Source organism: Halopseudomonas sp. Lyrl_26, from assembly GCF_051948695.1.
Classification (GTDB): domain Bacteria; phylum Pseudomonadota; class Gammaproteobacteria; order Pseudomonadales; family Pseudomonadaceae; genus Halopseudomonas; species Halopseudomonas formosensis.
The window spans coordinates 196,550-220,824 of the sequence record NZ_JAYJLH010000004.1; the positions used below are offsets into that span (position 1 = coordinate 196,550).

Consider the following 24,275-nt stretch of genomic DNA (forward strand, 5'->3'; position numbering starts at 1 on the left):
CTGCTTTCTCCATCTGAAACATAGTATGTAAGTGAAGGGATAGGGATGCCTGGCAATCAGGCAGTATCGAGTTGCGGGAAGCTTTTCACCAGATCGTCCAGCGCCTTGAGCTGGCCGAGGAAGGGCTCCAGCTTGTCCAGGCGCAGGGCGCAGGGACCGTCGCACTTGGCGTTGTCCGGGTCCGGGTGCGCCTCGAGGAACAGACCGGCCAGGCCCTGGCTCATGCCGGCCTTGGCCAGATCGGTCACCTGGGCACGGCGTCCGCCGGCGGAGTCACTGCGGCCGCCGGGCATCTGCAGGGAGTGGGTGACGTCGAAGAACACCGGGTACTCGAACTGCTTCATGATGCCGAAGCCGAGCATGTCCACCACCAGGTTGTTGTAGCCGAAGCTGGAACCGCGCTCGCAGAGGATCAGCCGATCATTGCCGGCTTCCTCGCACTTGGTGAGGATGTGGCGCATTTCCTGGGGAGCCAGGAACTGCGCCTTCTTGATATTGATGACGGCATCGGTTTTCGCCATGGCCACCACCAGATCCGTCTGCCGGGACAGGAAGGCCGGCAGCTGGATGATGTCGCAGACCTCGGCCACCGGGGCGGCCTGATAGGGTTCGTGCACGTCGGTGATGACCGGCACCTTGAAGGTGGACTTGATCTCTTCGAAGATCTTCAGCCCCTCTTCCATGCCCGGGCCACGGAACGAGTTGATCGACGAGCGGTTGGCCTTGTCGAAGCTGGCCTTGAACACGTAGGGGATGCCGAGCTTCTCGGTCACCTTGACGTATTCCTCGCAGATGCGCAGGGCCAGGTCACGGGACTCCAGCACGTTCATGCCCCCGAACAGGACAAAGGGCTTGTCGTTGGCGATCTCGATATCCGCCACCCGAACGATCTTCTGTGCCATGAACTACTCCTCAGGCTTTGCTGGCGCGCTGCTTCAGTGCCGCATCGACAAAGCCGCTGAACAGCGGATGGCCGTCACGCGGGGTGGAGGTGAATTCCGGGTGGAACTGGCAGGCAACGAACCACGGATGATCCGGTACCTCGACCATTTCCACCAGGGCACCATCCACGGAGCGGCCGGAAACGCGCAGACCGGCCTTCTCCAGCTCCGGCAGCAGGTTGTTGTTGACTTCATAACGGTGGCGGTGACGCTCGACGATCACATCCTGACCGTAGCATTCGCGGGCCTTGCTGCCCTCGACCAGCGCGCACTCCTGACCACCCAGGCGCATGGTGCCGCCCAGATCGGAGCTTTCGTCGCGGGTTTCCTTCTCGCCGCTGGCGGTCTGCCATTCGGTGATCAGGCCGACCACCGGATGCTCGGTGGTCTTGTCGAATTCGGTGGAATTGGCGTCCTGCCAGCCCAGCACGTTGCGGGCAAACTCGATGACCGCCACCTGCATGCCCAGGCAGATGCCCAGATAGGGAATGTTGTGTTCACGGGCGTAGCGGGCGGCGGCAATCTTGCCTTCCACACCACGCAGGCCGAAGCCGCCTGGCACCAGGATGGCATCAACGTCTTCCAGCTGGCCGGTGCCGTTCTCCTCGATGGTTTCGGAGTCGATATAGCGCAGGTTGACCTTGGTACGGCTCTGGATGCCGGCGTGGCTCATGGCCTCGATCAGCGACTTGTAGGCGTCCAGCAGCTCCATGTACTTGCCGACCATGGCGATGGTAACTTCCTTCTCGGGATTGAGCTTGGCGTCTACCACACGGTCCCACTCGGACAGATCGGCGCCGCCGCATTCCAGACCGAAGCGCTCGACCACATAGTCGTCCAGGCCCTGGGCGTGGAGGATGCTGGGAATGCGGTAGATGGTGTCGGCATCCGGCAGGCTGATCACCGCACGCTCTTCGACGTTGGTGAACAGGGCGATCTTGCGGCGGGAAGCCAGATCGATCGGATGATCGGAGCGGCACACCAGTACGTCAGGCTGCAGACCGATGGAGCGCAGTTCCTTGACCGAGTGCTGGGTCGGCTTGGTCTTGGTTTCGCCGGCGGTGGCGATGAAGGGCACCAGGGTCAGGTGCATGAGCATGGCGCGGCGTGCGCCCACTTCCAGGCGCAGCTGACGGATGGCCTCGAGGAAGGGTTGGGACTCGATGTCGCCCACGGTGCCGCCGATCTCGACCATGGCCACGTCGGCATCGCCGGCGCCACGGATGATACGGGTCTTGATCTCGTCGGTGATGTGCGGAATCACCTGGATGGTAGCGCCCAGATAGTCACCACGGCGCTCCTTGCGCAGCACGTCCTCGTAGACGCGACCTGTGGTGAAGTTGTTGTTCTGGGTCATGCGGGTGCGGATGAAGCGCTCGTAGTGGCCCAGGTCCAGGTCAGTCTCGGCGCCGTCATGGGTGACGAAGACCTCACCGTGCTGGAACGGGCTCATGGTGCCTGGATCCACGTTGATATAGGGGTCCAGCTTGAGCATGGTGACCTTGAGGCCACGTGCTTCGAGAATCGCCGCGAGGGATGCCGAGGCGATGCCCTTGCCCAATGAAGATACAACACCACCCGTGACGAAGATGTAGCGCGTCATGAAAAACCCGTAGATTTGAAGTTAAGCGGTCGCAGCCGCAGGAATTCGAAGGGAGACGAAAGTCTCGTCAAGATGGGAAGTCAGGATACCAGACAGCCCGATCTTGCTCAATCCGGAATCGGCTCCCAGATCACACCAAAGCCGGTCTCACCGGCATCGGCCAGCGCGGATTCCGCATGCCACCGGCCCGCCACCGAAACGAGCCGCTCGTCGCAGTATAGCAAGGGCACCGCGGGGCGCAGCCAGGCCGGGATACCGGCGCTCTGGAACAAATTCTTCAGGCTCTGGGTCGGACGCCCGGGCAACCGGATCTCCTCGCCGCCCTGCCGATAGCCGATACGCCACTGCCCGGCGCGCAGAGCTAGCGGGCCACCTGCGCTGCAGCGCAGCCAACCATTGCCGGCAGCCAGCTTCACGCTGCTGCCCGCCTCCCAGCTCTGGTCCTGGCCAGCGGGTACACCTTGCTCCGGCAGCAGCCAGAGACGTCCCGACGAGCGGTGCACCAGCCCCTGGTGAATGCGCACCCGGGGCTGACTGTCATCGGCGGCGGCCAGCTGCTCGAGCAGGGTGTGCAGATGGCGCTGATCGGGCAGACGCAGGCCCTGCTGGTGCAGCCAGTAGCGCAACAGATTCTTCTGTCTGGCCGGGCTGAGCCCGCCCAGAGCCTGCATGTCCAGACTCGGCCAGCAGGCCAGCCAGGGATCAGCCGGTGGCTCGCCCAGCGCCTGCAGATCCTCGGCGGCGCGCTCGTCGAGCAGCTGGTTGGCTTCGCCCGCATGCCCAGCCAGGCGCAGCAGATTGTTCGGCAGCATCGGCCAGTGCTGGCGCAGATAAGGCAGCAGCTGGTGGCGCAGCGCGGTACGGGCATAGCGGGGATCGGCGTTGGCCGGATCCTCGATCCAGGCCAGCCCCTGTGCCGACGCCCAGTCGGCCAGCTGCGCCCGGGTCCAATCCAGCAGCGGGCGCAGCAGCCGGCCCTGCCCCAGCGCGCGGCTGCGCGGCATTCCGGCCAGACCGCGCACGCCGGTACCGCGCATCAGACGGAACAGCAGGGTTTCCAGCTGATCATCGGCGTGGTGGGCCAGCAGCAGCCAGTCGCCGGCGCCCAGTTGCTGCTCGAACACGGCATAGCGGGCATCCCGGGCCAGTTCCTCGACATTGCCGCCGGAAGGCAGGGTCACGCGGTGGACAACAAGATCGACCTGGCGCGCAGCGCACTCGCGCTGGCAATGCTCGACCCAGCGATCGGCGTCCGGATGGATGCCGTGGTGAACATGGATGGCCTTGAGGGGGGGAAGCGGAGAGTGGCGGCGCAACTCGGTGACGGCATGCAGCAGCACCATGGAGTCGAGCCCGCCGGATAGCCCCAGCCAGACTGCCGGGGCATCCATGCAGGGTGCCAGTTGCTCCAGCACACCCTGCAGATCAGACATTTACTGCAGACCGAAGGCCATCAGCCGCTCGAAGCGACTGTCCAGCAGCTCGTCGACCGACTGCTGGTCGAGCTTCTCCAGCTCGAGCAGCAGCTGCGCCTTGATGCGCGCGGCGACTTCGGCGGGATCCCGGTGGGCACCGCCCAGGGGCTCCTCGATGAGGTTGTCGACCAGACCCAGCTCCTTCAGGCGGCCGGCGGTCACACCCATGGCCTCGGCGGCATCGGTAGCCTTCTCGGCGCTCTTCCACAGGATGGAGGCGCAGCCTTCGGGGGAGATGACCGAGTAGATGGAGTATTGCAGCATCATCAGGCGGTCGCAGACACCGATGGCCAGGGCACCACCGGAACCACCCTCACCGATGACGGTGGAGATGATCGGCGTCTTCAGGCGCGACATGACCTGCAGGTTCCAGGCGATGGCCTCGCTCTGGCCACGCTCCTCGGCGTCGATGCCCGGGTAGGCACCGGGGGTGTCGATGAAGGTGATGATCGGCATCTTGAAGCGCTCGGCCATCTGCATCAGACGGCAGGCCTTGCGGTAGCCTTCGGGCTTGGGCATGCCGAAGTTGCGGCGCACCTTCTCCTTCACGTCGCGGCCCTTCTGGTGGCCGATGACCATGACCGGACGGCCGTCGAGGCGGGCGATACCGCCGACGATGGCGGCGTCATCGGCAAAGTGCCGGTCGCCATGCAGCTCTTCGAAATCGGTGAAGATGTGCTCGATGTAATCCAGGGTGTAGGGACGTTGCGGATGGCGGGACATCTGCGTCACCTGCCAGCTCGACAGATTGGCAAAAATGCTCTCGGTCAGTGTCCGGCTCTTCTCCTGCAGACGGGAGATCTCTTCGGTGATGTTCAGCGCGTTGTCACTGCCCACCAGCCGCAGCTCTTCGATCTTGGCCTGCAAGTCGGCAATCGGCTGTTCAAATTCGAGGTATTTCTGGCTTCTGATCATAAGCGTCGATTATCCGCGGCCCCCAGCGGGGCGTCCTGTTTTGTGCGTTACCTTACGGGATTGCCTTTACGGCGTCGACCCGTACCTTGGGAATCCGGTTTATCTATAGTGCAGAGAGACGCTGCCTTTGCCCAGCTGGTCACGTAAAGTCTGAACCAGATCATCGGCCGGCTCCACCCGCCACTCATCGCCCAGCCGCAACAGGGCGTGGGCATCAGGCCGCTGCACTTCTATGGTTACCGGGCATTCTCCGCGGTAGCGCTGCAGCACACCGGCGAGCATCTGCAGACAGCCCGGATCGTGGTGCTGACTGTCGAGACTGATGCGCACGCTCTCCAGCAGGGAGGTTCGCGCCTCCTCCAGACTCATCACCCGCTTGGCGCGCACCCGCATGCCGCCGGAGAAGTCATCCACCGCGACCTCCCCTTCGACCACCAGCAGGGCATCCTTCTGCAGCAGGTTCTGCGCCGCCTGGAAGGCCTCGGAGAATAGCGAGACCTCGATGCGCGCCGAGCGGTCATCGAGGGTCACGAAGCCGACCTTGTCGCCGCGCTTGTTCTTCATCACCCGCATGTCGAAGACCAGACCGGCGATGGTCTGGGCGTCGCGGGAGGGCTTCAGGTCGATGATGCGCTGGCGGGCAAAACGGCGCACCTCCTGCTCGTACTCGTCGATCGGGTGGCCGGTGAGATACAGCCCCAGGGTTTCCTTCTCGCCGCGCAGGCGCTCCTTGAAGCTCCACTCGCGCACCTTGCGGTAGGCCTCGAACACATCCCGGTCCGCCGCCGGCCCGAGCAGGTCGCCGAACAGGTCATCGTGGCCGCTGTCGGCGCTGCGATGGGTCTGCTCGGCAGCGGCGATGGCTTCCTCCATGGCTGCGGCCAGGGCCGCGCGGTTGCGGTCCACCTGCTGCAGGTAGGCCTGCTGCTCGGTACTGAAGAAGGGCCCCATGGAATCCAGCGCGCCGGAGCGGATCAGCGCCTCCATGACCCGCTTGTTGATGCGCTTGAGGTCGACCCGGGCGCAGAAGTCGAACAGGTCGGTAAAGGGACCGCCCTGCTGCCGGGTGTTGACTATGGTCTCCACCGGGCCTTCGCCCACCCCCTTGATGGCACCCAGACCGTAGACCACGCTGCCGCTGTCATCCACAGTGAACTTGTACTCCGACAGGTTCACGTCCGGCGCCTTGATGCGCAGCTTCATGCTGCGGCATTCCTCGATCAGCGTGACCACCTTGTCGGTGTTGTGCATATCCGCCGAGAGTACCGCGGCCATGAAGGGCGCGGGATAGTGCGCCTTGAGCCAGGCGGTCTGGTAGGACACCAGACCGTAGGCGGCGGAGTGCGACTTGTTGAAGCCGTAGCCGGCGAATTTTTCCACCAGGTCGAAGATGTTGCCCGCCAGCTCGGCGGAAATGCCGTTCCCGGCGCAGCCTTCGAGGAAGATGGCGCGCTGCTTGGCCATTTCCTCGGGCTTCTTCTTGCCCATGGCCCGGCGTAGCATGTCCGCGCCGCCCAGGGTGTACCCGGCCATGACCTGGGCAATCTGCATCACCTGTTCCTGATACAGGATGATGCCGTAGGTCGGCTTGAGTACCGGCTCAAGACCGGCGTATTGGTAATCCGGGTGCGGGTAGGAAATGGGCTCGCGCCCGTGCTTGCGGTTGATGAAGTCGTCCACCATGCCCGATTGCAGCGGCCCCGGACGGAACAGGGCCACCAGTGCGATCATGTCTTCCAGGCAGTCAGGCTTGAGCTTCTTGATCAGCTCCTTCATGCCGCGGGATTCGAGCTGGAATACCGCCGTGGTCTCCGCCTTCTGCAGCATGGCGTAGGTCTTGGGGTCGTCCAGCGGGATGCGGTCGATATCCACCGGCGGCAGGCCCTGGCGCGCCTGCTCGCGGTTGATGGTTTCCATGGCCCAGTTGATGATGGTCAGGGTCCGCAGACCGAGGAAGTCGAATTTCACCAGACCGGCGGCCTCGACGTCGTCCTTGTCGAACTGGGTCACCAGACCCTCGCCGGCCTCGTCGCAGTACAGGGGCGCGAAGTCGGTGAGCTTGGTCGGGGCGATGACCACACCGCCGGCGTGCTTGCCGACGTTACGGGTGATGCCTTCGAGCTTGACCGCCATGTCCCAGATTTCCTGGGCCTCCTCGTCGGCGGCAAGGAAGTCGCGCAGCATCTCCTCCTGCTCGTAGGCCTTGGCCAGGGTCATGCCGACCTCGAAGGGGATCATCTTCGACAGCTTGTCGGCCAGGCCGTAGGACTTGCCCTGCACCCGGGCCACGTCGCGCACCACCGCCTTGGCCGCCATGGTACCGAAGGTGATGATCTGGGATACCGCGTTGCGCCCGTAGGCCTCGGCCACGTATTCGATGACCCGATCGCGGCCTTCCATGCAGAAGTCGATATCGAAGTCGGGCATGGATACCCGTTCCGGGTTGAGGAAGCGTTCGAACAGCAGGTCGTACTGCAGCGGGTCCAGGTCGGTGATCAAAAGCGCGTAGGCGACCAGCGATCCCGCCCCGGAACCCCGGCCGGGGCCGACCGGCACGCCGTTGTTCTTGGCCCACTTGATGAAGTCCATCACGATCAGGAAGTAACCGGGAAAGCCCATCTGGATGATGATATCCAGCTCGAACTTGAGCCGGTCCAGATAGACCTGGCGGCGCTCCTCGTAATTCTCCGAACCGGGTGGCAGGATCACCTTGAGCCGCTCTTCCAGACCTTCCAGCGAGACCTTGCGGAAGTACTCGTCCATGGTCAGGCCATCGGGGATGGGGAATTCCGGCAGGTAGTAGGTGCCCAGCTGCACGTCGATATTGCAGCGCCGGGCGATCTCCACCGAGTTTTCCAGCGCCTCGGGGATGTCGGAGAACAGCTCGGCCATTTCCTCGGGGGACTTGAGGTACTGCTCCTCGCTGTACAGGCGCACCCGCCGCGGGTCGCCCAGCGCCCTGCCCTCACCGATGCAGACGCGGGTTTCATGGGCCTCGTAGTCCTCGCGCTTGAGAAAGCGCACATCGTTGGTCGCCACCACCGGGCAGCCCAGACGTCCGGCCAGTGCCACGGCGGCATGCAGGTACTGCTCGTCATTGACCCGACTGGTGCGCTGCAGCTCCAGATAGAAGCGCCCCGGAAACACCTGCATCCAGTAATCTGCCAGACGGTCGGCCTGGGCCGGGTCGCTGGACAGCAGGGCCTGGCCGATCTCCCCTTCCTTGGCGCCTGACAGCGCGATCACCCCGGCGCTGGCCTCGGCCACCCAGTCGCGGTGGACGGTAACCAGACCATTGCGCTGGCCCTCGGTATAGCCGCGGGACACCAGCTCGGTGATGTTGCGATAACCCACATTGTCCATGGCCAGCAGGGTCAGCCGGCTGACCGGGCTGTCCTCGTCCTCGCCCTGGACCCAGAGATCCACCCCGGAGATCGGCTTGATCCCTGCGCCCATGGCCGCCCGGTAGAACTTGACCAGACTGCACATGTTGCTCTGGTCGGTCACCGCCACGGCCGGCATGCCCTTCTCAGCGACCGCCTTGACGAACGGCTTGATTCTGACCAGGCCGTCTACCAGAGAGTATTCGGTATGGACGCGCAGGTGGACGAAGGAGGGGCTCATAGATTTCCTGAGTTCGGGGCGAAAAAACGGATCGGGTGATTGTAACGACGGGGGCAGTCAGGGACCAGTGGTGATGGTCCCGACCGTCGCACGGGCTAGTCGAGCAGAACGACCGCAGTCTCGGTTGTGGTCTCGGGCATGGTTTCCAGGGCACTGCGTACCGGCGCAAAGGAGCGCCGATGGATGGGCGTGGCACCCAGTGTACGCAGCGCCTCAAGGTGTTCCCGGGTCGGATAGCCTTTGTGCTTGCCGATGCCGTAGCCGGGATAGATCAGCTCCAGCTCCTGCATCTCCCGGTCACGGGTGACCTTGGCCAGGATGGAAGCGGCGGAAATCGCCGGCACCAGGCCATCGCCCTGGATCACCGGCTCGCTGGGCATCGGCAGCACCGGGCAGCGATTGCCGTCCACCAGCACCCGATCCGGCTGCACCGCCAGACCGGCCACCGCCCGCTGCATGGCCAGCATGGTGGCGTGGAGGATGTTCAGCTGATCGATCTCGTGCACCTCGGCCCGGCCGATGGCCCAGGCCAGCGCGCGTTCCTGGATGACCGGGAACAGCGCCTCGCGCTGCACGGCAGTCAGCTTCTTGGAATCATTCAGCCCCTCGATGGGGCGGGCCGGATCGAGGATCACCGCCGCGGTGATCACCGCCCCGCACAGCGGGCCGCGGCCGACCTCGTCCACACCGGCTACCAGTTCCTGCCCCTCGGGCAGGGACCAGTCGATCATGATCTGTGTCATGCCAGTCGTCCCTTGTCACGCAGCAACTGGATGATGGCGTCGGCCGCGGCCTGATCCGCGTCGCGCCGAAGCAACTGATGCAGCTCGCGGAAGCGCGCCTCGGTCTGCTCCCGTTCTGCGGTCGGCCCGAGCCGGTCGAGCAACGCCTGCCCCATGGCCTCGGGGGTGGCGGCATCCTGCAGGAATTCCGGCGCTACCTCCTGCCCGGCGAGCAGGTTCGGCAGCGCCACATGCCCTACCCGGACCAGTCGCTTGAGAATACGAAAGGTCAGCCCCGCCATACGATAGGCTACCACCATGGGGCGCTTGAACAGCATGGCCTCCAGGGTCGCCGTGCCGGAGGCGATCAGTACTGCATCACAGGCCGCCAGTGCCGCATGGCTCTGGCCATCAAGCAGGGTCAATGGCAATTGCAGGCCGCTGTCGGCCAGAATGCTCTCCATCTGCTGGCGGCGTTCGGGGTTGGCGCAGGGCAGGATGAAACGCAGTTGCGGATTGTGCTCCAGACACCAGGCCGCAGTCTGCAGGAACAGCAGCCCGAGCTTGCGCAGCTCGCCGTTGCGGCTGCCGGGCATCAGGGCAATTACCTGATCTGCCGGGCTCAGACCCAGCTGGCGGCGAGCCGCCTCCCGGTCGGGCTCCATGGGAATCTCGTCCGCCAGGGTATGGCCCACGCAGCGCACCGCGACGCCATGCCGGCGATAGACCTCCTCCTCGAAGGGAAACAGGGTGAGCATCAGATCGGTGGACTTGCGGATGCCCAGCACGCGCTTCTCGCGCCAGGCCCAGACCGAGGGACTGACATAGTGCACCGTAGGAATGCCGACATCGCGCAGACGTTGCTCGACACCGAGGGTGAAGTCCGGCGCGTCGATACCGATGAACACGTCCGGCCGGCGCTGCTTCAGAAACTCCACCAGATCCCGGCGGATGCGCAGCAGCTCGCGCAGCCGGCCCAGTACCTCGACCAGCCCCATCACCGCCAGACGCTCCATGGGCACCTGGCTGGCCAGACCCTCGGCCTGCATGCGCGGGCCGCCGATACCGATGAACTCGGCGTCGGGAAAATGCTGCTTCAGGGCACGGATTACCCCGGCGCCCAGGGTGTCACCGGAGGCTTCTCCGGCGACCAGGGCAATGCACAGGGGCTTGGTGGAGGCCACGGCACCACCCATGATCAGCGGGTAATACCGCGCGTGGAGGCGAGGATCGAATCGCGGTAAAGGGCCACTTCCGGAAACTGGGTAGCTTCTTCCTCCAGCTCCTGGAGAGCGTCCTGCAGGGTCTTGCCCTGGCGGTAGACCACCTTGTAGGCGCGGCGCAGGGCGGTGATCAGTTCCTGACTGTAACCACGCCGGCGCATGCCTTCGAAGTTCATGCCGTGGGCGCTGGCCGGGTTGCCACCGACCATGACGAAAGCCGGTATGTCCTTGAACACCGCGCTGTTGGCGGCGCTCATGGACCAGGCACCGATATGGCAGAACTGGTGCACCGTGGTGTAGCCGCCGAGAATCGCGCCGTCGCCGACATGCACATGCCCGGCGATGGTCGCGTTGTTGGCCATGATGATGTTGTCGCCCACCACGCAGTCATGGGCGATGTGGACGTAGGCCATCAGCAGGTTGTTGCTGCCGATGCGGGTCACGCCCTGGTCCTGCACGGTACCACGATGCAGGGTGCAGCCTTCCCGGATCACGTTGTTGTCACCAATGATCAGGCGGGTGGGCTCGCCCTTGTACTTCTTGTCCTGACAGTCCTCGCCGACGGAGGCGAACTGGAAGATGCGGTTGCCCCTGCCTATGGTGGTGGGCCCCTTGACCACCACATGGGAGCCGATCACGGTGCCGGCTCCGATTTCCACATCCGGACCTATCAGGGTCCAGGGACCAACCTCGACGTCATCCGCCAGCCGCGCGGCCGGATCAATGATCGCCAGAGGGTGAATTCGACTCATACCTTGTGTTCCGCACAGATGATTTCACCGGAGCAGGCTTCCTTGCCGTCGACACTGGCACGACAGGCGAACTTCCAGATGCCGCGACGGTTGCTCAGGTAGGTGGCTTCCAGCTGCAGCTGATCCCCGGGCACTACCGGCTGACGGAAGCGCAGCTTGTCGGAGCCGACGAAGTAATACAGGGTGCCATCTTCGGCCTTGGTGTTCATCATCCGGAAGCCCAGCAGCCCGGCCGCCTGGGCCATGGCTTCGATGATCAGCACGCCGGGCATGATCGGGTGGCCGGGGAAGTGGCCGGTGAAGAACGGCTCGTTGACCGACACGTTCTTGTAGGCGCGAATACGCTTGCCCTCCAGATCCAGATCGACGACCCGATCCACCAGCAGGAACGGGTAACGATGGGGCAGGTATTCTTTGATGTCGTTGATGTCCATTTTAATCCGCTAGGCCTTGATAATGGTTGGGTGCGCAACGCGCACAGCTCAGGACTCAGATGAGTCCTGAGACGGCTGGGTCACCGCTGCCAGCTGCTTCTCCAGTTGCTGCACCCTCTTGGCCAGCGCATCCAGCTGACGGATCCGGGCAGCGCTCTTTTTCCATTCGGCGGCGGTCTGCATCGCCGTGCCCGAGGAATAGGCACCCGGCTCGGTGATCGAACGGGTCACCATGGTCATGCCGCTGACAAAGACGTTGTCGCAGATCTCGATGTGCCCGACCATGCCTACCCCACCGGCGATCATGCAGTGACGGCCGATGCGGGTACTGCCGGAGATGCCGACGCAGGCGGCCATGGCGGTGTGGTCGCCGATCTGCACGTTGTGGGCGATCTGGATCTGGTTGTCCAGCTTGACGCCATTGCCGATCACGGTGTCGCTGAGCGCGCCGCGGTCGACCGTGGTATTGGCACCGATCTCGACATCATCACCGATGAGCACACCGCCGATCTGGGCGATCTTGTTCCAGCGCCCGCCCTGGTTGGCGAAGCCGAAGCCCTCGCCGCCGATCACCGCGCCGGACTGGATCACCGCCCGCTCGCCCATGCGCACGTCATGGTAGAGGGTGACCCGGGGAGCCAGCCAGCTGTCGGCACCGATACGGCAGCGCTCACCGATGAAGCAGTGGGCACCTATGGTGACCTTGGCGCCGACGACTGCGTCGGCCTCGATCACCACACCCGGGCCAATGCTGGCACTGGGGTCCACGCTCGCGGACTCGGCGATCACCGCTGTCGGGTGAATGCCCGCCCGGCTGCGCGGTCTGGGATCGAACTGGTGGGAAATCCGTGCGTAGGCCAGATAGGGGTCGGCCACGATCAGGGCGTTACCGGTGAAATCCGCCGCGTCGTCCTCGGTCAGCAGCACCGCGCCGGCGTGGGTACTGGCCAGCAGCTTGCGGTATTGCCGGTTGGCCAGAAAACTCAGATCGGAGGCGGTCGCGCTGTCAAGCGCGGCCAGACCCCGGATCAGCGTGTCGCCATCGCCCTGCACGCGGGCGCCCAGCTTCGCCGCCAGCTCGGCGAGGGTGAAAACCATCGAATCCGCCATGCCGATCAGCGCATGCTGTTCAGGCGTTCGATCACCTGGCGGGTGATGTCGAGGTTGGGCTTGACGTCCACCACGGCGCTGCGATCGATCACCAGGTCATAGTTGCCGGCCTGGATAACGGTTTCCACCGCCTGATCCAGCTTGGGCTTGAGCTGCTCGAGCATCTCGCGGTCAGCCTGGGCCTTTTCCTGGTTCAGCTGACGGGACTGGGTTTCGAACTCGCGGGCCTTCTGGCGGAATTCCAGCTCCAGACGCTCCAGTTCGGTCTGACCGAGCTTGTCGCCGTCACGCTGCATGCGCTCCTGCAGGCGCTTGGCCTCGGCTTCGAGGTTCTGCAGGCGCTGCAGCTGGCTGCCGAACTTCTTCTCGGCATCCACCGAGTAACGCTTGGCCGCGTCCGACTCGAGCAGGGCCATCTGGTAATCCAGTACAGCAATGGACTGGGCGGCAACCGGCAGGCTGGCCAGCGCCATGACTGACATCGCCGCTATGCAAAGACTCTTGCGCACTCTAAGTTACTCCTGATGAATTGGACCCTGACTCAGAAAGTCTGGCCGAGGGTGAACTGGAACACCTGACGATCGTCATCGGACTCGTCGTTCAACGGCACACCCAGACTGAAGCCCAGCGGGCCCAGGGCGGTCAACCATGACAAGCCAATACCCGCACTGTAACGCAATTCACCGACGCTCACATCAGGGCAATCACGTCGCGGTGCCGTGGCACCCAGCGGCTGCACGCAGTAGGTGTCGAACACGTTACCGGCATCCAGGAAGAGCACGGTGCGCAATGAACGCTGGTCCTGCACGAAGGGTGTCGGGAAGATCAGTTCCAGACCGCCGGTGACCTTCACGTTACCACCGAAGGGCAAGGGGTCCTTGTCCGGGTCATTCTCGTTGGGAGTACTCTTGGGACCCAGGGTGCTGCTTTCGAAACCGCGCACCGAGCCGATACCGCCGGCAAAGTAGTGCTCATAGAAGGGCACCATGTCGGTACTGCCGAAGCGACGGGCCACGCCGCTGTCGGTGTGCACGCGCAGGGTCCAGCCGTCGGTGATCGGGAAGTAGCGCTGCCCGCGGTAGCCCAGCTTGTAGAAGTGCAGGTCGCTGCCCGGCACCGTGACTTCCAGACCCAGGTTCTGGGAGTAGCCGCGGTCGGGGAAGACGCCACGGTTCAGGGTTGATTGCGACCAGCCCAGGTTGGCGCGGACGCTGAAGAAGCTGTCCCCTTCGGCATCCAGGAAGCGCTGGATTTCCTGAACGGTGTAGACACCCTCCTTGATCTCGTCCTGCTGCACGCTGAGGCCGAAGGACAGACGGGAGGTATCGCTGACCGGGTAGCCGATGTTGAAGCCGGCACCGTAGGAGTCCACCGCGTAGCTGGAGATGTCCACATCCAGCTCGTCATAGTCGGTGGTGCGGTAGAAGGCGTTGTAGCCCATGCTCACGCCATCGGGCGTGAAGTAGGGATTGAGGAAGCCGAAGGACAGCGAGGTCTGGTAGGCCGAACGGTTGGCGCTGAAGCTGACCCGGTTGCCGGTACCGAAGAAGTTGTTCTGGCTGATCGAGCCGCCGAGGATCAGACCTGTGCCCTGGGCAAAGCCGAGGCTGGCGGTGATGGAGCCGGAGGGCTGCTCTTCCACGGTGTAGTTGACATCGATCAGGTCATCGCTGCCGGGCACCGGAATGGTCTCGACGTCCACTTCCTTGAAGAAACCCAGGCGCTCCAGGCGCAGCTTGGACTGGTCGATCAGGTAGGTGGAGGCCCAGCCGCCTTCCATCTGGCGCATTTCCCGACGCAGCACTTCATCGTCGGTCTTGGTGTTGCCACGGAAGTTGATGCGGTTGACGTAGGCACGCTTGCCCGGGTCGACCACGAAGGTCACGTCCACGGTGCGGTCCTGCTCGTTGATCTGCGGCACGCCGTTGACGTTGGCGAAGGTGTAGCCCTCGTTACCCAGACGCCGGCCGATCAGATCGGAGGTGGCGGTCATCACCTGACGGGAGAACACCTGGCCCGGCTCGACCAGCAGCAGACGGCGGACGTCCTCCTCCGGTACCACCAGGTCACCGGACAAGCGTACGTCGTTGACCGTGTACAGCTCGCCCTCGTTGATGTTCACGGTGATGTAGACGTGCTTCTTGTCCGGGGTGATGGATACCTGGGTGGAGGTGATATCCATGTTGATGTAGCCGCGGTCCAGGTACCAGGAACGCAGACGCTCCAGGTCGCCGGACAGCTTTTCCCGGGAGTACTTGTCGTCGTTGCGGATGAAGGAGAACCAGCCGGTGGTCTTCAGCTCGAACAGGTGCTGCAGCTCCTCATCGGAGAACACCGAGTTGCCGACCACGTTGACGTGCTTGATCGAGGCGATGGAGCCTTCGTCGATGAGAATCTTCAGTGCCACCCGGTTGCGCGGCTCGGCCACGACCTGGGTTTCGATGTCAGCCGAGTAGCGGCCCTGGGCGACATACTGGCGCAGCAGCTCGTTGCGCACCCCTTCCAGGGTGGCCTGCTGGAAGATCTCGCCTTCGCTCAGGCCGGCCATGCGCAGACCGTTGAGCAGGTCCTCGCTCTTGATCGCCTTGTTGCCTTCCAGCTCGATGGAGGAGATGGACGGACGCTCGACCAGATTGATGATCAGCACATTGCCTTCGCGGGCCAGCTGGATGTCCTGGAAGAAACCGGTACGGAACAGGGAACGGGAAGCCTCGACCAGCGCCTGGTCATCGGCCTGGTCGCCGATGTTCAGCGGCAGGGCACTGAAAACGCTGCCGGCGGAGACGCGTTGCAGGCCATTGACTCGAATGTCGGAAATCTGGAAGGCATCGGCGTAGACGCCCGGCGCCAGGAGAATCAGCAAAATCGCAGGCAATAGGTAACGTTTCATGAAGTCCGTTCTGGCTGACTGGTTGAATTCTTATCTGCCGCGTACGACAGTTCGTGTCGGTGTTTCTGTCGTTCAGTTACCCAAGCGACTTATATCGTTGTAGATGGCGAACAACATCACCCCCACAATCAGGGTCAAGCCTATCTGCAATCCCCAGCCCTGGATACGCTCTGAGAGGGGTTTGCCTCTGATCCATTCGGCCACGTAATACACCAGATGCCCGCCGTCCAGCACCGGGATCGGTAACAGGTTCAACACCCCCAGACTGATGCTCAGATAGGCGATGAAACTGAGGAAACTCTCGAGCCCTGACTTCGCCGAAGCGCCCGCCACTTTAGCAATGGTTATCGGGCCACTCAAGTTTTTTGCCGAGACCAGCCCGGTGACCATCTTCTTCAGCGAGTCGAGGGTCAGTACCGTCATGTCCCAGGTCTTGACCACCGCCACGGGGATAGCCACCAGCGGGTTGTAATCGATCTGGCGGACCATGTGCTCGGGCCATTCGAAGGGCGCGATACCGGCGCCGATGAAGCCCACCTGGCGGCCATCCTGTTCGCGCACGTCCGGCGTCAGGGTAATGCTCAGGGTACGACCAGCGCGCTCCAGGGTCAGCTCCAGCGGTTCACCGCCACTGGCCTGAATGCGCGGTACCACCTGCCCCATCCAGTCCTGTACCGGCTCGCCGTTGATCGCCAGGATCAGATCCCCGGCCTGCAGCCCGGCGCGCTCGGCGGCGCCCTGCGGACTCAACTGATCGATCAGCGGTGCTATCACCGGGCGCCAGGTACTCAGCCCCAGGGCCTCCATGGGATCAGGCTGGTCCGCCCCACGCAGCCAGCTGTCCAGCTGCAGGGTATAGCTGCGCGGAGCATTCTCGCCTTCGCGGGCGAGAATCCGCAGTTCGCCGGTCTCGCCCAGACGGCGTACCAGCTGCAGATTGACGTCATGCCAGGAGGGGGTGGCGTTGCCGTCCACCTCGAGAATTTCCAGTCCTTCGACCAGGCCGGCACGCTCGGCGATGCTGCCCGGCTCAATCGGGCCGGTCACCGGCGCAATGGTGGTAATGCCGACGACGGCAATGATCCAGAAGGCCACGATGGCGAGCAGGAAGTTGGCCACCGGGCCGGCAGCGACAATGGCGATGCGCTGTTTGACGCTCTTGCGGTTGAAGGCCTGATCCAGCTGGTCCGCATCGACCGGCGCCTCGCGCTCGTCGAGCATCTTGACGTAGCCACCCAGGGGTATGCCGGCAATCACGAATTCGGTGCCGTGCCGGTCATGCCAGCTGTACAGCGCCGGACCGAAGCCGATGGAGAAGCGCAACACCTTGACACCACAGCGCCGGGCGACCCAGAAGTGCCCGTATTCGTGGATGGTGACCAGCAGACCGAGGGCTACCACGGTGGCCAGCAGGGTAAAGAGTAGATCCATCAGTGCCTCATTCGGAAAGTCACGCCGGGCACATCACGCGCCCCGGTTCAGGCCTGGTTGGCCAACCATTGCTCGGCACAGTCACGGGCCTGACGATCGGCCAGCATGACCTGGGCCAGCTCGCGCACCGGTTCGGGCGACAGGCTGTTCAGCGCATGCTCGATCATAACAGGGATATCGGTGAAACCGATACGCCGATCCAGGAAGGCCTGGACCGCGACCTCGTTGGCCGCATTCAGGATGGCGCAGGCCGTGCCACCGGACTCGAAGGCCTGGCGGGCCAGCCCCAGACAGGGGAAACGCAGCGGGTCAGGTGCCTGGAAGTCGAGCCGTGCAGTGAGCAGCAGATCCAGCGCACTGACCCCGGAGTCGATGCGCTCAGGCCAGGCCAGGGCGTGGGCGATGGGCGTGCGCATGTCCGGGTTGCCCAGCTGGGCCAGCACCGAACCATCCACATAATCCACCAGCGAATGCACCACGCTCTGCGGATGCACCACCACCTCGACCTGATCAGGCCGGGCGTCGAACAGCCAGCAGGCCTCGATCAGCTCCAGGCCCTTGTTCATCATGCTCGCCGAATCCACGGAAATCTTCTGCCCCATGGACCAGTTGGGGTGGGCACAGGCCTGGGCCGGGGTGACCCGGGCCAGGTCCTCCAGCGCGGTTTCGCGGAAGGGCCCGCCGGAGGCGGTCAACAGGATGCGGCGCACACCCACCTGCTGCAGGCCATTGGCATAGTTGCCGGGCATGCACTGGAAGATGGCGTTGTGCTCACTGTCGATGGGCAGCAGCCGGGCACCGGAGTCGCGCACCGCCTGCATGAACAGGGCCCCGGACATGACCAGCGCCTCCTTGTTCGCCAGCAGCACACGCTTGCCGGCGCGTACCGCGGCCAGGGTCGGCGACAGGCCGGCAGCACCGACGATGGCCGCCATCACCGCGTCCACCCGCTGGTCGGAGGACACCTCGGCCAGTGCCTCGGCCCCGTGCAGCACACGGGTCTGGCAACCGGCCTGCAGCAACTGCTCCTGCAGGCGGGCGCACTGGCCCGCCTCGGAGACCACTGCGTACAGCGGATCATGGGTAATGCACTGGTTGAGCAGCACATCCATGCGACTGTGGCCGGTCAGCGCGAAGACCCGATAACGGTCCGGGTGGCGACCTACCACATCCAGCGTGCTGACGCCGATGGAGCCGGTGGCGCCGAGCACGGTAATCCATTGATGACTCACCCCAGCAGACTCCCGAACAGGAACCAGCCGAGGGCAAACAGGGGGATGGCAGCGGTGAGACTGTCGATACGATCCATGATGCCGCCATGACCCGGCAGCAGGTTGCTGCTGTCCTTGAGCCCCTGCTCTCGCTTGAACAGGCTCTCGGTCAGATCACCGACCACGGAGAACAGCACCACCACCAGGGTGCCGAGCATGCCCGCCAGGATGGAACTGGCAGACCAGTTCAGGTAGAGCATGGCGCCCACCGCCAGCAGCTGGGTCAGCAGCACACCGCCGAGCAGGCCTTCCAGAGTCTTGCCGGGGCTGACCCGGGGCATCAGCTTGCGCTTGCCCAGGCTCTTGCCGGCAAAGTAGGCGCCGATATCCGCCGCCCAGACCATTACCACCGCCGCCAGCAGCAGCCACAGCCCGCCGTTCTGGGCGCGCAGCCAGACCAGCCCTGCCCAGGCCGGAAGCAGTACCGCCAGACCATAGGCCAGCGGCAGCAGCCCCGCGCGCAGCGCTCTGCCCTCGGGGTACTGGAGGACCAGCACCAGCGCCAGCAGCCACCAGAGCAGCGACAGCCACAGCAGATAGGGCGGCCAGCTGGCCAGATAGAGCCCGATCAGCAGCAGCGCCACCAGACCGGCGTAGGCGACCCGGCCGACCTGAGCGGTGATGCCCGCCAGACGAGCCCATTCCCAGGCCGCCAGGCTGACAATGGCGCCGACCATGACGGCGAACCACAGGGAATCGAGCAGCACGAAGCCGGCGATAACCAGTGGCGCCAGGATGATACCGGTGATGAAACGTTGCTTGAGCATCAGGACTCCGCAGCCACTTGCTCGCTGGTCTTGCCGAAACGCCGCTGCCGGCGGGCAAAATCAGCCAGCGCCTCGCGCATGGCGTCATGTTTGAAATCGGGCCAGTACAGATCGGAGAAGTACAGCTCGGCATAGGCCAGCTGCCACAGCAGGAAATTGCTGATCCGCCGCTCGCCCCCGGTACGGATGCACAGATCCGGCAGCGGGAAGGCAGCGGTACTGAGCCGGCCTTCCAGTGCGCCGATATCGATGTCGCCGGGCTGGATAAGGCCGTCGGCCACATCCCGGGCCAGCGAGCGTGCTGCCTGGGTGATATCCCACTGGCCACCGTAGTTGGCCGCAACCAGCAACTGCATGCCGGTGCAGCCGTCGGTGCTGGCCTCGGCATCGGCCATGGCGGTGCGCAGTTCGGGGCTGAAGCGGCTGCGATCGCCGATGATCTGCAACCGGATGTTGTTGTCCCGCAGCTTGCGCACTTCCCGGCGCAGGGCAAACAGGAACAGCTCCATCAGGGCACCGACCTCGTCCTGGGGCCGGGCCCAGTTTTCGCTGGAGAAGGCGAACAGGGTAAGTACCTCCACCCCCTCGCTGGCACACACCTCTATGACCGCGCGAACGGCGTCGACGCCGGCCTTGTGACCCGCCACGCCGGGCATGAGGCGCTTGCGCGCCCAGCGGTTGTTGCCATCCATGATGATGGCAACGTGGCGGGGGATGGTGCCGTTATCGGCTTTCTTGTCAGTCATGACCGCAGTGCCTTCAGGATGGACGGAGGGCATCAGATCGCCATCAGATCCGCTTCCTTGGCTTCCAGCGCCTTGTCGATCTCGGCGATGTACTTGTCGGTCAGCTTCTGCACCTCATCAGCGGCACGGCGTTCCTCATCCTCGCTGATCTCCTTCTCCTTCTGCAGGTCCTTGAGCTGGCCCAGGGCATCGCGGCGGATGTTGCGCACCGCAACCCGGGCGTTCTCGGCCTCGGCACGGGCCTGCTTGGTGTAGCCCTTGCGGGTTTCCTCGGTCAGGGCCGGCATGGGCACGCGGATGGTGGTGCCGGCGGTGGCCGGGTTCAGGCCCAGATCGGAAGTCATGATGGCCTTTTCCACGGCCTGGATCATGCTCTTGTCGAATACGGTGAGAGCCAGGGTGCGGGAGTCTTCAACAGTGACGTTGGCGACCTGACGCAGGGGGGTATCGGCACCGTAGTAGGACACCATGACGCTGTCGAGAATACTCGGGTGTGCGCGACCGGTACGGATCTTGGCAAAGGCGCTGTCCAGCGACTCTACCGATTTCTTCATGCGCTCCTGCGCTTCCTTCTTGATTTCGTTGATCATTACTCAGCCCTCGATCAATGTGCCTTCGGCGCTTCCTACCACTGCATTGAGCAGTGCGCCAGGCTTGTTCATATTGAATACCCGCAAAGGCATCTTGTGATCACGAATCAGACAGATCGCCGTCAGATCCATCACGCCCAGTTTCAGGTCCAGGACCTGATCATAGTTGAGACGCTCGAAACGCTCGGCATTGGGATCCTTCATCGGATCACGATCATACACCCCATCCACCTTGGTGGCCTTGAGCACCAGATCGGCATCGATCTCGATACCGCGCAGGCAGGCTGCCGTGTCGGTGGTGAAGAAGGGGTTGCCGGTACCGGCGGAAAATATTACCACGTCGCCACCGGTGAGATAGCGCATGGCCTTGCGGCGGTCATAATGCTCGGTCACCCCTTCCATGGCAATGGCGGACATCACCCGGGTCTGGATGTTGGAGCGCTCCAGGGCGTCGCGCATGGCCAGCGCGTTCATCACGGTGGCCAGCATGCCCATGTGATCACCGGTCACCCGATCCATGCCGGCGGCACTCAGCGCGGCACCGCGGAACAGGTTGCCGCCGCCGATCACCAGCCCCACCTGCACGCCGATACCGACCAGCTGTCCCACCTCCAGAGCCATGCGGTCGAGCACCTTGGGATCGATACCGAAGTCCTCGGCACCCATCAGGGCCTCACCGCTGAGTTTCAAAAGGATGCGTTTGTACTTGGGCTGACGGCTCGCTGGTACCTGTGCCATTGATCACTCTCCTGCTGTCGGGCGAAACACTCAACAAGTCACCCCCAGACACCCGGAGCGCTGACTTGTTCAGCGTTTGGTCGGTTTTTCTTAAAAAGAAGGCTTCTCGCCTGCACGAGAAGCCTTCCGTACTACCTGCTGGCAGTACTCCCATAAGGGAGACTGCCTGCGCAACGCACCTGGCGTTTCATTACTTCTTGGAAGCAGCCACCTGGGCAGCCACTTCGGCAGCGAAGTCGACCTCGGCGCGCTCGATACCCTCGCCCACTTCGAAGCGGGTGAAGGAAACGATTTCGGCACCGGCCTTCTTGGCCAAGTCGCCGACCTTGACTTCCGGGTCCTTGACGAAGGGCTGCTCGACCAGGCTGGCTTCGGCCAGGAACTTGTTGATGCGGCCCTTGACCATGTTCTCGACGATGTTCTCCGGCTTGCCGGCGATCTTGTCGGCGTTCAGGGCCAGGAAGATTTCCTTTTCCTTCTCGACCACTTCCGGAGAAACCTGGGAAGGCTCGACGAACTGCGGGTTGCTGGCGGCAACGTGCATGGCGATGTCGCGGGCCAGTTCGGCGTCGCCGCCCTTCAGGGCCACGACCACACCAATGCGGTGACCGTGCAGATAGGCACCGACCACGTCGCTTTCGATACGGGCCAGACGACGGATGTTGACGTTCTCACCGCACTTGGCAACCAGGGCTTCGCGGGCGGATTCCTGGTCGGCGATCAGCGGAGCGGCGTCGGTGTAGCCGGCGGCAAAGCCCTTGTCCAGGCTCTCGTTGACGAAGGCCTTGAAGTCGTCCTGCATGGCCAGGAAGTCGGTCTGGGAGTTGACTTCGATGATGACGGCGGACTTGTTGTCGTCAGCCACCTTGACCGCGATGGAGCCTTCAGCGGCAATGTTGCCAGCCTTCTTGGCGGCCTTGATCGCACCAGCGGCGCGCATGTCGTCGATGGCTTTCTCGATGTCGCCACCGGCTGCTTCAAGGGCCTTTTTGCAATCCATCATGCCCTGGCCGGTACGCTCACGCAGTTCCTTGACCATGGCTGCAGTAATCTGTGACATGAACTAATCCTCTGACTTGCTTGAGTGGGTGTCGTCCGCTGCTCTGGACGACCTCAACATGTTGCTTTCAAGATATTCCAACATAGTGCAAAAAGGGGGCATGGCCCCCTTTTTGAATACGGCATTCACACGAGGTGCCGAATTCCTGCTCAGCCTTCGGAGGCCTCAGGGGCAGTCTCTTCGACGAACTCGCCTACACCGCCGCTGCTCTTGCCGCGCAGTACGGCGTCAGCCATGGCACCGGCGTACAGCTTGATGGCGCGGATGGCGTCGTCGTTACCCGGGATGACGTAGTCAACGCCTTCGGGGCTGCTGTTGGTATCAACGATGCCGATGACCGGGATACCCAGCTTGTTGGCTTCGGTGATGGCGATGCGCTCGTGCTCGACGTCGATGACGAACAGAGCGTCGGGCAGACCGCCCATGTCCTTGATACCACCCAGGCTGCGGTTCAGCTTTTCCAGATCGCGCGAACGCATCAGGGCTTCTTTCTTGGTCAGCTTGGTGAAGGTGCCGTCTTCGGCCTGGGTTTCCAGGTCGCGCAGACGCTTGATGGACTGACGGATGGTCTTGTAGTTGGTCAGCATGCCGCCGAGCCAGCGGTGATCAACGTAGGGCATGCCGGCGCGGGTCGCTTCCTCGGCGATGATCTTGCTGGCAGCACGCTTGGTGCCCACGAACAGCAGCTTGTTCTTGCCGCTGGCCAGCTTCTCCACAAAGCTCAGGGCTTCGTGGAACATCGGCATGGTTTTTTCCAGGTTGATGATGTGAATCTTGTTGCGTGCGCCGAAAATGTACTTGCCCATTTTCGGGTTCCAGTAGCGGGTCTGGTGGCCGAAGTGCGCACCGGCCTTCAGCATGTCACGCATGGTAACTTGGGTCATGATAACTCCGTGAATTGTCTTGGGTTGAGCCTCCACATATCCCGCTGTTCAACCCCACAGGGCACCCAGAACAACGTGTCGATATGTGTGCGGTTTCAGTAAGGCCTGGGGCGGAAATGTCCGACCTTCGTTCAGGCGCGGCGCTTTATATCATGGAACCCCGGTGCAGATAAAGACCGATGTGCCGGACGGTCGTCCTTCGGCGCAGCAGAGCTGCCCCGGTTTCTGATAGACTCTGCCGTCAGTCAACCCATCCCACGCCGCCGTGGCGTGGTCGAACGAGAGAATCCCGCTTCATGAGTGTATCCATCAAGACCGCCGAAGACATCGCCGGCATGCGCGTGGCCGGCCGGCTCGCCGCCGAAGTGCTGGAAATGATCGAGGAGTACGTCAAGCCGGGCGTCACCACCGATGAGCTCAACCGCATCTGTCACGACTACATCGTCAATGTGCAGAAGGCCATCCCCGCACCGCTGAACTACGGCGGCGGCCACGGCCGCATCCCCTTTCCCAAGTCCATCTGCACCTCGCTCAACCATGTGGTGTGCCACGGCATTCCCAACGACAAGCCGCTGAAGAACGGCGATGCGATGAACATCGACGTCACCGTCATCAAGGACGGCTACTTCGGTGACACCAGCAAGATGTTCCATGTCGGCGAGGTGCCGGAGTGGGTCGAGCGGCTGTCCCGGGTAACCCAGGAATGTCTGTACAAGGGCATCTCGGTGGTACGCCCCGGTGCGCGCCTGGGCGATATCGGCCAGGTCATCCAGGATCACGCCCACGCCAACCGCTACAGCGTGGTGCGCGATTACTGCGGCCACGGCATCGGCAAGGTATTCCATGAAGAGCCCCAGGTACTGCATTATGGCAAGGCAGGAACCGGCATGGAGCTCAAGGAAGGCATGACCTTCACCATCGAGCCGATGATCAACCAGGGCCGCCCCGAGACCCGTCTGCTGGGCGACGGCTGGACCGCCATCACCAAGGACCGGAAGCTGTCGGCCCAATGGGAGCACACCATTCTGGTCACCGCCGACGGCTATGAGGTGCTGACCCTGCGCAAGGACGAAGACTTCCGCTGACCGGGTGGCGCCCG

The 24,275-nt window shown here is 63.5% G+C and carries 21 protein-coding genes; 1 reads left to right on the plus strand and 20 read right to left on the minus strand.

Going from position 1 to position 24,275, the window contains the following annotated elements:
- Positions 1 to 56: 56 nt before the first annotated feature.
- From kdsA to rpsB, 20 genes are all read right to left on the minus strand, one after another.
- The gene (gene kdsA / locus VF673_RS07825; protein ID WP_090536306.1) at positions 57 to 902 is read right to left on the minus strand and encodes a 3-deoxy-8-phosphooctulonate synthase; all 846 of its coding nucleotides are present in this window, start codon (positions 900 to 902) and stop codon (positions 57 to 59) included.
- Positions 903 to 912: 10 nt separating this feature from the next.
- Complete coding sequence (locus VF673_RS07830; RefSeq protein WP_320330954.1) at positions 913 to 2,544, minus strand: CTP synthase; 1,632 nt, start codon at positions 2,542 to 2,544, stop codon at positions 913 to 915.
- 107 nt (positions 2,545 to 2,651) lie between these two features.
- On the minus strand, positions 2,652 to 3,977 hold the full coding sequence (tilS, locus tag VF673_RS07835) for a tRNA lysidine(34) synthetase TilS (RefSeq protein ID WP_440291518.1): 1,326 nt from the start codon (positions 3,975 to 3,977) through the stop codon (positions 2,652 to 2,654).
- Positions 3,978 to 4,934: an acetyl-CoA carboxylase carboxyl transferase subunit alpha gene (accA, locus tag VF673_RS07840; protein ID WP_090536300.1), complete on the minus strand. Its 957-nt coding sequence runs from the start codon at positions 4,932 to 4,934 to the stop codon at positions 3,978 to 3,980.
- Positions 4,935 to 5,033: 99 nt separating this feature from the next.
- A complete protein-coding gene (gene dnaE, locus VF673_RS07845) occupies positions 5,034 to 8,558 on the minus strand; it encodes a DNA polymerase III subunit alpha (protein WP_440291519.1) in 3,525 nt (1,174 codons plus the stop codon).
- Between the two features lie 95 nt (positions 8,559 to 8,653).
- Complete coding sequence (gene rnhB / locus VF673_RS07850; protein WP_273128091.1) at positions 8,654 to 9,301, minus strand: ribonuclease HII; 648 nt, start codon at positions 9,299 to 9,301, stop codon at positions 8,654 to 8,656.
- Complete coding sequence (gene lpxB, locus VF673_RS07855; RefSeq protein ID WP_440291520.1) at positions 9,298 to 10,464, minus strand: lipid-A-disaccharide synthase; 1,167 nt, start codon at positions 10,462 to 10,464, stop codon at positions 9,298 to 9,300. Before lpxB ends, rnhB begins: the two co-directional genes overlap by 4 nt.
- 14 nt (positions 10,465 to 10,478) lie before the next feature.
- Entirely contained in the window at positions 10,479 to 11,255 is a 777-nt protein-coding gene (gene lpxA / locus VF673_RS07860) for an acyl-ACP--UDP-N-acetylglucosamine O-acyltransferase (RefSeq protein WP_440291521.1), read from the minus strand.
- Positions 11,252 to 11,689, minus strand: coding sequence for a 3-hydroxyacyl-ACP dehydratase FabZ (gene fabZ / locus VF673_RS07865; RefSeq protein ID WP_090536239.1), 438 nt, complete (start codon positions 11,687 to 11,689; stop codon positions 11,252 to 11,254). The genes lpxA and fabZ overlap by 4 nt, the downstream gene beginning before the upstream one ends.
- A gap of 48 nt (positions 11,690 to 11,737) precedes the next feature.
- Complete coding sequence (gene lpxD / locus VF673_RS07870; protein WP_440291522.1) at positions 11,738 to 12,787, minus strand: UDP-3-O-(3-hydroxymyristoyl)glucosamine N-acyltransferase; 1,050 nt, start codon at positions 12,785 to 12,787, stop codon at positions 11,738 to 11,740.
- A 17-nt stretch (positions 12,788 to 12,804) separates the two neighbouring features.
- Complete coding sequence (locus tag VF673_RS07875) at positions 12,805 to 13,281, minus strand: OmpH family outer membrane protein (RefSeq protein WP_090536236.1); 477 nt, start codon at positions 13,279 to 13,281, stop codon at positions 12,805 to 12,807.
- 59 nt (positions 13,282 to 13,340) lie between these two features.
- On the minus strand, positions 13,341 to 15,689 hold the full coding sequence (gene bamA / locus VF673_RS07880; protein WP_440291523.1) for an outer membrane protein assembly factor BamA: 2,349 nt from the start codon (positions 15,687 to 15,689) through the stop codon (positions 13,341 to 13,343).
- Positions 15,690 to 15,761: 72 nt separating this feature from the next.
- Positions 15,762 to 17,120, minus strand: a complete 1,359-nt coding sequence (gene rseP / locus VF673_RS07885; RefSeq protein ID WP_090536232.1) for a sigma E protease regulator RseP — start codon at positions 17,118 to 17,120, stop codon at positions 15,762 to 15,764.
- 47 nt (positions 17,121 to 17,167) lie between these two features.
- Entirely contained in the window at positions 17,168 to 18,352 is a 1,185-nt protein-coding gene (ispC, locus tag VF673_RS07890; RefSeq protein ID WP_090536230.1) for a 1-deoxy-D-xylulose-5-phosphate reductoisomerase, read from the minus strand.
- Positions 18,349 to 19,158 carry a phosphatidate cytidylyltransferase gene (locus VF673_RS07895; RefSeq protein ID WP_320330949.1) on the minus strand — a complete coding sequence of 270 codons (810 nt, stop codon included), beginning with the start codon at positions 19,156 to 19,158 and terminating at the stop codon, positions 18,349 to 18,351. Before VF673_RS07895 ends, ispC begins: the two co-directional genes overlap by 4 nt.
- The gene (gene uppS, locus VF673_RS07900) at positions 19,158 to 19,904 is read right to left on the minus strand and encodes a polyprenyl diphosphate synthase (protein ID WP_090536868.1); all 747 of its coding nucleotides are present in this window, start codon (positions 19,902 to 19,904) and stop codon (positions 19,158 to 19,160) included. Before uppS ends, VF673_RS07895 begins: the two co-directional genes overlap by 1 nt.
- A gap of 32 nt (positions 19,905 to 19,936) precedes the next feature.
- A complete protein-coding gene (gene frr, locus VF673_RS07905) occupies positions 19,937 to 20,494 on the minus strand; it encodes a ribosome recycling factor (protein WP_090536227.1) in 558 nt (185 codons plus the stop codon).
- Positions 20,495 to 20,497: 3 nt separating this feature from the next.
- Positions 20,498 to 21,232: a UMP kinase gene (gene pyrH / locus VF673_RS07910; protein ID WP_440291524.1), complete on the minus strand. Its 735-nt coding sequence runs from the start codon at positions 21,230 to 21,232 to the stop codon at positions 20,498 to 20,500.
- 190 nt (positions 21,233 to 21,422) lie between these two features.
- Entirely contained in the window at positions 21,423 to 22,292 is an 870-nt protein-coding gene (tsf, locus tag VF673_RS07915) for a translation elongation factor Ts (RefSeq protein WP_273123776.1), read from the minus strand.
- 149 nt (positions 22,293 to 22,441) lie between these two features.
- On the minus strand, positions 22,442 to 23,176 hold the full coding sequence (rpsB, locus tag VF673_RS07920) for a 30S ribosomal protein S2 (protein WP_090536223.1): 735 nt from the start codon (positions 23,174 to 23,176) through the stop codon (positions 22,442 to 22,444).
- Positions 23,177 to 23,472: 296 nt separating this feature from the next.
- Here rpsB and map point away from each other — a divergent pair, with 296 nt between their 5' ends.
- Positions 23,473 to 24,261: a type I methionyl aminopeptidase gene (gene map / locus VF673_RS07925; protein WP_090536222.1), complete on the plus strand. Its 789-nt coding sequence runs from the start codon at positions 23,473 to 23,475 to the stop codon at positions 24,259 to 24,261.
- Positions 24,262 to 24,275 lie beyond the last annotated feature (14 nt).

What these genes read in the sequence shown, in the direction of transcription:
- dnaE (WP_440291519.1), bottom strand. Translation starts at nt 8,558, where the DNA reads ATGAGCCCCTCCTTCGTCCACCTGCGCGTCCATACCGAATACTCTCTG.
- uppS (WP_090536868.1), bottom strand. Translation starts at nt 19,904, where the DNA reads ATGACTGACAAGAAAGCCGATAACGGCACCATCCCCCGCCACGTTGCC.
- VF673_RS07895 (WP_320330949.1), bottom strand. Translation starts at nt 19,158, where the DNA reads ATGCTCAAGCAACGTTTCATCACCGGTATCATCCTGGCGCCACTGGTT.
- VF673_RS07830 (WP_320330954.1), bottom strand. Translation starts at nt 2,544, where the DNA reads ATGACGCGCTACATCTTCGTCACGGGTGGTGTTGTATCTTCATTGGGC.
- bamA (WP_440291523.1), bottom strand. Translation starts at nt 15,689, where the DNA reads ATGAAACGTTACCTATTGCCTGCGATTTTGCTGATTCTCCTGGCGCCG.
- rpsB (WP_090536223.1), bottom strand. Translation starts at nt 23,176, where the DNA reads ATGACCCAAGTTACCATGCGTGACATGCTGAAGGCCGGTGCGCACTTC.
- fabZ (WP_090536239.1), bottom strand. Translation starts at nt 11,689, where the DNA reads ATGGACATCAACGACATCAAAGAATACCTGCCCCATCGTTACCCGTTC.
- rseP (WP_090536232.1), bottom strand. Translation starts at nt 17,120, where the DNA reads ATGGATCTACTCTTTACCCTGCTGGCCACCGTGGTAGCCCTCGGTCTG.
- frr (WP_090536227.1), bottom strand. Translation starts at nt 20,494, where the DNA reads ATGATCAACGAAATCAAGAAGGAAGCGCAGGAGCGCATGAAGAAATCG.
- kdsA (WP_090536306.1), bottom strand. Translation starts at nt 902, where the DNA reads ATGGCACAGAAGATCGTTCGGGTGGCGGATATCGAGATCGCCAACGAC.
- map (WP_090536222.1), top strand. Translation starts at nt 23,473, where the DNA reads ATGAGTGTATCCATCAAGACCGCCGAAGACATCGCCGGCATGCGCGTG.
- accA (WP_090536300.1), bottom strand. Translation starts at nt 4,934, where the DNA reads ATGATCAGAAGCCAGAAATACCTCGAATTTGAACAGCCGATTGCCGAC.
- pyrH (WP_440291524.1), bottom strand. Translation starts at nt 21,232, where the DNA reads ATGGCACAGGTACCAGCGAGCCGTCAGCCCAAGTACAAACGCATCCTT.
- VF673_RS07875 (WP_090536236.1), bottom strand. Translation starts at nt 13,281, where the DNA reads ATGTCAGTCATGGCGCTGGCCAGCCTGCCGGTTGCCGCCCAGTCCATT.
- rnhB (WP_273128091.1), bottom strand. Translation starts at nt 9,301, where the DNA reads ATGACACAGATCATGATCGACTGGTCCCTGCCCGAGGGGCAGGAACTG.
- tsf (WP_273123776.1), bottom strand. Translation starts at nt 22,292, where the DNA reads ATGTCACAGATTACTGCAGCCATGGTCAAGGAACTGCGTGAGCGTACC.
- tilS (WP_440291518.1), bottom strand. Translation starts at nt 3,977, where the DNA reads ATGTCTGATCTGCAGGGTGTGCTGGAGCAACTGGCACCCTGCATGGAT.
- lpxD (WP_440291522.1), bottom strand. Translation starts at nt 12,787, where the DNA reads ATGGTTTTCACCCTCGCCGAGCTGGCGGCGAAGCTGGGCGCCCGCGTG.
- lpxA (WP_440291521.1), bottom strand. Translation starts at nt 11,255, where the DNA reads ATGAGTCGAATTCACCCTCTGGCGATCATTGATCCGGCCGCGCGGCTG.